1 protein-coding gene is annotated in these 909 nt (G+C 40.8%); it reads left to right on the plus strand.

What is annotated here, in order from left to right:
* Window positions 1-272: 272 nt before the first annotated feature.
* Window positions 273-909, plus strand: a 637-nt coding sequence (locus AC1DSG_RS31410) for a hypothetical protein (protein ID WP_477794329.1), incomplete at its 3' end; no start/stop codon positions are given.

Raw genomic sequence — 909 nt, forward strand, 5'->3', positions numbered from 1 at the left:
GGGAAAGGCAGTCCAATGTTCTGCTTTCGAAAATTCCATTTCGCGAATTAGAAAAAAGAACTACAAGCTGAAAGGTCTACATCCTCACCTTTTTAGACATCATTGGAATTACTTATTTAGCATTGAGGCAAAATTGCTAGGATTTACAAATGAGCGAACACGAACTACGCGTGAGTACTGCATGGGATGGGCCGATGACTCTCAACAAAGCGCTCGCTACAACCTCCGAGACATACAAGAGGATGCTATGAAGATAGGAAGGAAGATAGCAAATGACACAACCCAACGAACGTAACAAACAAACACAACAACGCAATGTTGACTCAACGCATGACGACAGTCCGACTGTGCTAGTAAAATTTGACACAAATCATCGGCTATCAGACCGCCAGCAAATTATAGAGTGGCGGGATGAAAGCGCTTATATATATGGCACTGGTTCTGTAAGCACAAAAGACATCAAAAACTCGCTTGCCCCTTATTTATTTCTAAAACTGACTGAGGTAATTGATGAGATATGCCGCCTAAAAGCGTACGCCGACATTACAATTATTGACATAATTCAAGTATTTTCTCAGTATTGCCGCTTCTCTAAACATGAAATTCTTTCACCGAAGTCACTTTGCGCATTTTACGATTACTGCAAATGTAATAATTTGACTCACTTTAACCAAATGCGAACTTTCATTATTTACTGGGATAAATTTTCGCCATATACGATCGACAAACAATCAATTTTAGTGATGCGGTCATTTTCCTCTATCAAACCATCACGCCCATCCGGGAGTAAAGTGCGATCAGACGACGAATCGGAGGGCTGGTTAACTGACGATGAATATCACGCTATAATCGATACGATATGGTTTGATTTTGAAACCGGACTGAATTCCCTTTGGAACACAACGGCGT

The sequence above is a fragment of the Pseudomonas sp. P5_A12 genome (genome assembly GCF_056400685.1).